This window comes from Mycobacterium sp., assembly GCF_032162105.1.
Lineage (GTDB): Bacteria > Actinomycetota > Actinomycetes > Mycobacteriales > Mycobacteriaceae > Mycobacterium.
Map to the genome: position 1 here is coordinate 1 of NZ_JAVRPS010000458.1, position 7,734 is coordinate 7,734.

At 69.7% G+C, this 7,734-nt stretch carries 9 protein-coding genes; 4 read left to right on the forward strand and 5 right to left on the reverse strand.

Features of this window, described 5'->3' with window-relative positions:
- Nucleotides 1-99 (reverse strand): CoA transferase (locus QOC69_RS23520; protein ID WP_526444128.1); only part of this gene is annotated, 99 nt, incomplete at its 3' end.
- A 108-nt stretch (nucleotides 100-207) separates the two neighbouring features.
- Here QOC69_RS23520 and QOC69_RS23525 point away from each other — a divergent pair.
- Complete coding sequence (locus tag QOC69_RS23525) at nucleotides 208-1,029, forward strand: enoyl-CoA hydratase/isomerase family protein (protein WP_526444114.1); 822 nt, start codon at nucleotides 208-210, stop codon at nucleotides 1,027-1,029.
- Between the two features lie 157 nt (nucleotides 1,030-1,186).
- Nucleotides 1,187-2,452, forward strand: coding sequence for a tetracycline efflux MFS transporter Tet(V) (gene tet(V) / locus QOC69_RS23530; RefSeq protein ID WP_526444130.1), 1,266 nt, complete (start codon nucleotides 1,187-1,189; stop codon nucleotides 2,450-2,452).
- On the opposite strand, the gene QOC69_RS23535 is transcribed toward tet(V), so the two are convergent.
- The 3 genes from QOC69_RS23535 to QOC69_RS23545 are packed head-to-tail and all read right to left on the reverse strand — an operon-like array spanning nucleotide 2,449 to nucleotide 4,838.
- Complete coding sequence (locus QOC69_RS23535; RefSeq protein ID WP_526444116.1) at nucleotides 2,449-3,147, reverse strand: CPBP family intramembrane glutamic endopeptidase; 699 nt, start codon at nucleotides 3,145-3,147, stop codon at nucleotides 2,449-2,451. The two genes, tet(V) and QOC69_RS23535, sit on opposite strands and share 4 nt — an antisense overlap.
- Nucleotides 3,144-4,289, reverse strand: a complete 1,146-nt coding sequence (locus tag QOC69_RS23540; protein ID WP_526444118.1) for an NAD(P)H-binding protein — start codon at nucleotides 4,287-4,289, stop codon at nucleotides 3,144-3,146. Before QOC69_RS23540 ends, QOC69_RS23535 begins: the two co-directional genes overlap by 4 nt.
- A gap of 24 nt (nucleotides 4,290-4,313) precedes the next feature.
- Nucleotides 4,314-4,838 carry a gamma carbonic anhydrase family protein gene (locus tag QOC69_RS23545; RefSeq protein ID WP_526444120.1) on the reverse strand — a complete coding sequence of 175 codons (525 nt, stop codon included), beginning with the start codon at nucleotides 4,836-4,838 and terminating at the stop codon, nucleotides 4,314-4,316.
- A gap of 27 nt (nucleotides 4,839-4,865) precedes the next feature.
- Here QOC69_RS23545 and QOC69_RS23550 point away from each other — a divergent pair, with 27 nt between their 5' ends.
- Complete coding sequence (locus QOC69_RS23550) at nucleotides 4,866-5,318, forward strand: hypothetical protein (RefSeq protein WP_526444122.1); 453 nt, start codon at nucleotides 4,866-4,868, stop codon at nucleotides 5,316-5,318.
- On the opposite strand, the gene QOC69_RS23555 is transcribed toward QOC69_RS23550, so the two are convergent.
- Entirely contained in the window at nucleotides 5,303-6,259 is a 957-nt protein-coding gene (locus QOC69_RS23555; protein ID WP_526444124.1) for a GlxA family transcriptional regulator, read from the reverse strand. The genes QOC69_RS23550 and QOC69_RS23555 overlap by 16 nt on opposite strands.
- Before the next feature lie 39 nt (nucleotides 6,260-6,298).
- Between QOC69_RS23555 and QOC69_RS23560 the strand changes: the two genes are divergently transcribed.
- Nucleotides 6,299-7,642, forward strand: coding sequence for an MFS transporter (locus QOC69_RS23560; protein ID WP_526444126.1), 1,344 nt, complete (start codon nucleotides 6,299-6,301; stop codon nucleotides 7,640-7,642).
- Nucleotides 7,643-7,734 lie beyond the last annotated feature (92 nt).

Sequence of the window (7,734 nt, forward strand, 5' to 3'; positions counted from 1 at the left end):
GACGTCGGCGCCCAGATCGCCGAGAATCATTGCGGCGTGCGGTCCGGGGCCGATGCCGGCCAGCTCCAAGACTCGCAATCCCCGTAGTGGTCCAGCCATCGCGCAACGTCCTCCACCAGTAGCCTCAAGTTGACCGCCGACATAGCTTACTTGTATAACCAGGTCCACCGACCGCGGGCCTCAGGCTCGCCAGACCCAAGGCGAGGCATGAGCAACTCCGAGACCACCATCGAGTCCTACACCGGTATCGACGACCTCTCCCTTTCGCTCAGCGATGGCGTGCTCTCGGTGACGTTGAACCGCCCGGACAGCCTCAACTCGCTGACCGCGCCGATGCTCGAGACCATCGCCGCCGCGCTGGAACGCGCGGCCACCGACGCCCAGGTCCGGGTCGTGCGCCTCGGCGGCGCGGGCCGCGGCTTCAGTTCCGGTGCGGGCATCAGCGCGGCGGACCACGCCAATCCCAATGCCTCCGGTGTCCCCGACGACGTGCTCGCCGCGGCGAACCGCGCCGTTCGCGCGATCGTGGCGCTGCCCAAGCCGGTGGTCTCCGTCGTGCAGGGGCCGGCCGCAGGCGTCGGCGTCTCGCTGGCGATCTCGGCCGACGTCATCCTGGCCTCGGAGAAGGCGTACTTTCTGTTGGCCTTCACCAAGATCGGGCTGATGCCCGACGGTGGCGCGTCGGCTCTGGTGGCCGCGGCGATCGGTCGGACGAGGGCGATGCGGATGGCCCTGCTGGCCGAACGGCTGCCCGCTGCAGAGGCGCTGGCGGCGGGCCTGGTGAGCGCGGTGTACCCGGCCGAGGACCTCGACGCCGCGGTGGACGAGGTGATCGCGACGCTGAAGTCCGGCCCGGCGGTGGCGCTGCGGAAGACCAAGCAGGCCATCAACGCCGCGACGCTGACCGAGCTCGAGGCGGCGTTCGAGCGGGAGACCGAGGGTCAGCTGGCCCTGCTCGTCTCGGACGACTTCCGCGAGGGCACCAAGGCGTTCCAGCAGCGACGGGCCGCCACCTTCACCGACGACTGACCGTCCGCCTCTGCCTACGTTGAGGTAGCACTCCCGGCGAGAATGTGCGAGTGAAGGTCACCGCCAGTGCTACCTCAATGGTGCCCGGTGGACCGAAAATCATTCGACTCCAAGGGGTCCGATCGGACACCATCGACAGGTGAGTACGCAGTTCGAGATCGAGCAGCCGGTGACTACCGGCGGCTGGCGCGTGCTCGTACCGTTCCGGAATCGCGAGTACCGCTTCCTGATCGCGGCCGTGGCGATCTCGATCTTCGCCGAGGGCATGTGGGCCGTCGTCATGGCGCTGCAGGTGATCGCCCTCGACAACGACCCGACGTCCCTCTCGCTGGTCGCGACGTGCCTTGGCGCCGGTCTGGTGGCGTTCGTGCTGGTCGGCGGAATCGCGGCCGACCGCATCAACCAGCGCAGCATCATCATCGTGGTCGAGGCCGTGAACCTGGTCGCGGTGTCGACCGTTGCCGTGCTGAGTTCGGTTGGTGCGCTGCGGATCTGGCACATGGCCGTGGCAGCCGCGGTGCTGGGCATTGCGGCGGCGTTCTTCTTCCCCGCCTACAGCGCGATCCTGCCGCGGATCCTGCCCGCCGACCAGTTGCTGGCGGCCAACGGCGTGGAGGGCGTGGTGCGTCCGGTGTTCCAGCGGGCGGTCGGTCCTGCGTTGGCCGGTCTGGTGGTCGGCGCCACGTCCCCCGCGCTCGGCGAGTTCGTGGTCGCCGTGCTGCTCGGTATCGCCCTGGTGCTGCTGGTGGCCACCCGGCCGGCGACGCGAACTCCGGCGCCGACGGCGGAGGCTGAGCGGCCCCACGTGCTGCGCGACCTGCGCGAGGGCTTCTCGTTCGTGCTGCGCACCCCGTGGCTGCTGTGGACGCTGTTGTTCGCCAGCATGTTCGTGCTCGTGGTGCTTGGCCCGATCGAGGTGCTGCTGCCGTTCATCGCGCAGGATCGCTTCGCCGACGGCGCGCGGTCGTACGGGTTCATCCTGGCGTTCTTCGGCGTCGGCAGCGCACTCGGTGCGCTGGCGGTGTCATCGCGACGGCTGCCCCGGCGCTATCTGACGGTGATGATGGTGATGTGGGGCCTGGGCTCGTTGCCCCTTGTGGTCGTCGGCATCACGTCGTCGTTCCCCGCGATGGCAGCCGCGACGTTCGTCGTCGGCGTCACCGACGGCGCAGGGATGGTGATCTGGGGAACGCTGCTGCAGCGGCGGGTGCCGACGGCGATGCTGGGCCGGGTGTCGAGCCTGGACTTCTTCGTCTCGCTGGCGTTCATGCCGTTGTCGTTCGCGATCGTCGGCCCGCTGTCGAAGGTGGTGTCGATGGAGGCGATCTTCCTGGCGGCTGGCATCGTGCCGGTGCTTCTGGGCGCGGTCGCGATGACCGCGGCGCGGATGCCGCGCGACGAGATCGCCAACCCGTTGCGCTAAACGCCGAACATCGGCGGGAGTGCGAGCACCATGACGAGCCCCCAGAAGAAGTGGGTGAGCATGGGCGCGAGCACTCCCCCGGTGATTCGGCGTTCATAGGCGCACACCGCGCCTAGGACGAGGCCGGCGAAACCCAGCATCGGGTTGCCCGCCGCAGACACCGCGACGACGTAGACGAGCGTCGACACCATCTCGGGGTGGAATCTGCCCAGCGCGGTGTACAGGGCGCCCCGGAAGAACATCTCCTCGGCGACGCCGTTGACCACTGTGATGAGCACGACCAGCCACAGCGCGCCGTAGTTGGCGAACTCCAGCACGCTGACGATGTAGTCGCGGATGGGCTCGATCTCCCGGGCCACCAGACCGCCGACGATGAACACGGCCCCGAGTAGGACGCCGATCACCGTCCCGGTGATGACCGGCCGCCGGTTGCGGCTACGGAAATGCACGCTCCCCAGGTGCAGCGGGCCCGACACCAAGGCGCCGAGCGACCACACCGCGGCCAGCGCGAGGGTGAGCAGGAAGAACGAGGAGTCACCGGGCGGGCGGTTCAGGGAGAACCCGAGCAGCGTGGCGCCGATGACCAACACGACGACCACGACGATGCGGCGGCGGCGGACCATCGATGCCGGCTCGTCGTGCGGGACGGCGGCGGTGCCGACGATCGCGCCGATCTCCGACACCAGCCTCGTCACGGCACGCCCTTCGGGGCGAGGGCGATGAGCGTGTCGAGTCCGGTGCGCAACGCGGCGGCGGCCGGGCCGGGCATGGCGTTGAAGAGCCCGAGGGCCGGCCTGGTGAACGCCGGTGTCACCATCGCGGCGAGTTGCCGAATGCGCGAGACGTCGCCGCCGGCCCAGCCCGGGTCGCTGTCGGCGAGGTGGTGCGAGTCGGCCAGTTCGTTGACCGGTAGCCGACGCCGACTCGACAACGCACGGGTGATGGCGTCGTCGATGCCGACCAGGCCACCGGGCGGGTCGGACACCAGCCCGGCCAACCCGTCGTCCGATGCCATCATCGGATGGTCAAGGGATTCAACGAGATCCGCGGCGAGGCCGCCGGGGACCGGCAGCGCGACCGCCGTCACGCGCGACAGCAGCGCCGTGGGCACGCCCCACACCGGGACACCGGCCCGCCGCTTCCCGGACAGCCGCGCGTAGGCCAGCATCAGGCCGCGGTAGGTGGTGGACTCGGGGCCGTGGATGTCGTACGCCCCGGCGGGCACGCTCCCCGGGTCGGCCGCCGCGACGAGGTAGTACAGCACGTCGCTGATCGAGATCGGATCGATCGGGTGGTGCACCCACTGCGGCATGGGGATCAAGACGAAGCGATCGCCGAGGTAGCGCAGCATCTCGAACGACGTCGACCCCGCGCCGATGATCATCGCCGCACCCAGCCACACCACCTCGGGGCCGTCGTCGAGCGTCAGCGCGTGCGCCACCTCGGCGCGGCTGGTGAGGTGCTCGGAGAGGTCGTCGCCGTCGGGCACGAAGCCACCCAGGTACACGATGCGGCGGACGCCGGCGTCGCGTGCGGCGGCGGCCACGTTGGCCGCGGCGCGGTTGTCGGCGTCACGGAAGTCGGGCTGCCCGATGCCGTGGACCAGGTAGTACACCACGTCGACGGGACCGGCCTCGGTGAACGCCTCCTTCGCCGCGGCGGCATCGTGGGCGTCGAGCGACACCGAGATCACGTCGTCGTACCAGCCGAAGTCGGCCAGCTTGGCGGTGTTGCGACTGGTCGCGACGACCTGGTGCCCCTCGCTCAGCAGGGCGCTGACCAGCCGCGAGCCGACATACCCCGTGGCTCCGGTGACCAGGATCCGCACGTTGTTCACCGTAGGGCTGTACCCACCGCGGCGCTATTCGATTGCGTCACGGTGCAACTCGATGAGGTGCTGGTAGGCCTGTGCGTTGTAACGGTTGGCCGTCACCTCGTCCTCGCTGAGTTCGCGGCGGACCTTGCCCGGCACGCCGGCGACCAACGATCCCGGTGGAACGACCACGCCCTGGGCGACGACGGCACCTGCGGCCACCAGAGACCCGCGCCCGATGTGGGCACCGTTGAGCACCACCGCGCCCATGCCGATCAGGCAGTCGTCCTCGATCGTGCAGCCGTGCAGCACGGCGTTGTGGCCGACGCTGACACCCGCACCGATGGTGGCCGGGAACCCGGGGTCGACGTGGATCGTGACGCCGTCTTGGATGTTGGAGCCCGCGGCGATCTCGATGGGCTCGAACTCGGCCCGCAGGGTCGCGCCGTACCAGACGCTGACCTTTGCGGCGAGCTTGACCTGTCCGACCACGGTGGCGTTCGGGGCCACCCAGGACTCGTCCTCTAGTTGCGGTGCGTGACCGCGGATGGGCAGGATCAGCGGCTCTGGCATGGGCGACATCGTATTGCGCCCCCTGTCGTGGACTACCACCCCCCGCCAGGTCTCGATCTGGAAGCGATGCATGGCGACGTACGTCAGCTCGCTCTCCTCACCGCGTTCGACGCAGCGCTGGCGGACAGCGAGAATCTCTCGGTGCGCGTCTTCGAGTTGCCCTGTCCAACCGAGGATTTGGGCGTGGTACATGCTGGGCCTGCTGGCCACTGGCATGTCGGCGTCGCGGTCCGCCAACTCCAGCGCGCGTCGCAGTCCCGGCTCGACGAATGCGCCGCGGCCATGTCGACCGATGGCTCACCGACCAAAGTGTTATTGACGTTTGCGGTACCCACCGACGAGGTCATCTTCTGCGTGTTCGTCGCCAGTTCGGCCGAGGCCGTCGGGGAGGCGTGTGCCCGCGCCGGCCTCCCCGCCCAACGCGTGACCGCCGCGGTTCGCCTGATCCACGGCAGCCGCTGCGGTCAAGCTCCTTGGTAGACCTTGCGATAACTCGACGGCGACGTGCCGACGCGGCGGCGCAGGTGGTGCCGCAGGTTGCCGCCGGAGCCGAGCCCGGAGCGCCGGGCCACCTCGTCGACGGACAGATCGTGCGACTCCAGCAGCTCGCGCGCGCGGTCGATGCGGCGGTTCCGGATCCACGTTCCCGGCGCCAGGCCGGTCTCCTCGGTGAACCGGCGACTGAACGTCCGCGAGCTCATGTTGGCGTGCCGCGCCAGTCGCCCGACGGTCAACTCCCCGTCCAGATGGCGCAGCGCCCACTCGCGGGTGGCGGCCGTCGACGCGTCGTCGGCCGCCGGCACGTGCCGATCGATGAACTGCGCCTGCCCGCCCTCCCGCCACGGCGGCACCACGCAGTATCTGGCCACCGCGTTGGCCACCTGCGCGCCGTGATCGGAGCGAATGATGTGCAGGCACAAGTCGATTCCCGCGGCGAGGCCTGCCGAGCTGAGCACGTCGCCGTCGTCGACGAACAGCACCCGCTCGTCGACCCGCACGTCGGGGTGCAGGCGCTGCAACGCGTCGGCGAACTTCCAGTGCGTGGCCGCGGGGCGCCCGTCGAGCAGTCCGGCGGCGGCGAGCACGAACGCCCCGGTGCAGATGGACACCAGCCGCGTGCCCGGCCGGATCGATTCGAGGGCGGCACGCGCGTCGGGCGCCAGGGTGCCGTGTTCGCGGGCAGGCGCGTAGCGGGTGCCGGGCACGATCACGGTGTCCGCGGTCGCCAGCGCTTCGGGCCCCGCGGCGGGCACGACGTCGAAGCCGTTGGTGGATGCCACGCGCCCGTCGGTCAGGCCACAGGTCACCACCTCGTAGAGCGGATTGCCGTCGACGTCGGTGGCGGCGCCGAACATCATCGGTGGGATCGTGGCGTCGAATCCCACGACGGGCGGGAGCAGAAACACGGCGATGCGGTGCACGACGCCATTTTGGCACGTTTTTGACGACTGGTGTCATTCATGCCACTGGCGCCATCGATCTTCGGACGCGACAGTGATCCGGTGACGGTCACCGCGAGAGACGACACCGCCCGCCGCCCACGCCTGCACTGGGCCTGGGTGGTGGCCGCCGTCAGCTTCGTCGCGATCCTCGGCGCCGCAGGCTTCCGGTCGGTACCCGGCGTGATGATGAACCCGCTGCACCACGAGTTCGGCTGGTCACACGGCACGGTCGGGCTCGCGATGTCGGTCAACATGACGCTGTTCGGCCTCACGGCACCGTTCGCGGCCGCACTGATGGACCGGCTCGGCGTGCGCCCGGTGCTCTCGGCCGCGCTGGTGCTGATCGCCACGGGCTCGGCGCTGTCGGTCCTCATGACGGCCAGTTGGCAGCTGGTGCTGCTGTGGGGGGTCCTGGTGGGCGTCGGCACGGGCGCCATCTCGATGGGGTTCGTCGCGACCGTGTCCACCCGCTGGTTCGAGCAGCGGCGCGGCCTGGTCACCGGCGTGCTGACCGCGGCAAGCGCCACCGGCCAGCTGATCTTCCTTCCGGTCGTCGCCGAGGTCACCACCCGGCACGGCTGGCGCTGGGCGTCGCTGATCGTCGCGGCAGCGGCGTTGTCCGTCGTCCCCCTGGTTCTGCTGTTCATGCGGAACTACCCGCAGGACGTGGGCTTGAGGGCTTACGGGGCGAGCGAAGCGACGGGAGAAGGCACAGGGGCGACGACCGTCGCACCGGCGGAGGTGCCGGCAGGCAGTTTCCGCGCCGCGTTCGACGGCCTGCGGATCGGCGCTCGCGTGCCGGCGTTCTGGCTGCTGGCTGGAAGCTTCGCGATCTGCGGGATGACGACCAACGGGCTGATCGGCACACACTTCATCCCGGCCGCCAACGATCACGGGATGCCCACGACGGTGGCTGCGGGACTACTCGCCACCATCGGCATCCTCGACGTGGCAGGGACGGTGTTCTCCGGCTGGCTCACCGACCGCGTCGACCCGCGTCTGCTGCTCGTCGTCTACTACGTAGGCCGCGGCATCTCGCTGCTTCTGCTGCCATCGCTGCTCTCGCCGCACGCCGAGCCCAGCACCTGGGTGTTCATCATCTTCTACGGCCTGGACTGGGTCGCCACCGTTCCGCCGACCATCGTGTTGTGCCGGAATTACTTCGGCACCAGGTCACCGGTGGTCTTCGGCTGGGTGTTCGCCTCGCACCAACTCGGTGCGGCGGTCGCCGCCGCAGGGGCGGGCTGGTTGCGCGACCTGCGAGGCGACTACAACCTCGCGTTCTACCTGGCAGCAGGCCTGTGCGCGGTCGCCGCGCTACTTTGCCTGAACGTGCGAAAAGTGCAGGTCAGCAGCACCTGACGGGGTACGCCGAGCGATCTTGACTTTGCCGATTGGCGATCCGAGCCCGTACGATTCGTCCGGCGTCGCCTTGGGAGTCGGGCCCGGACGAC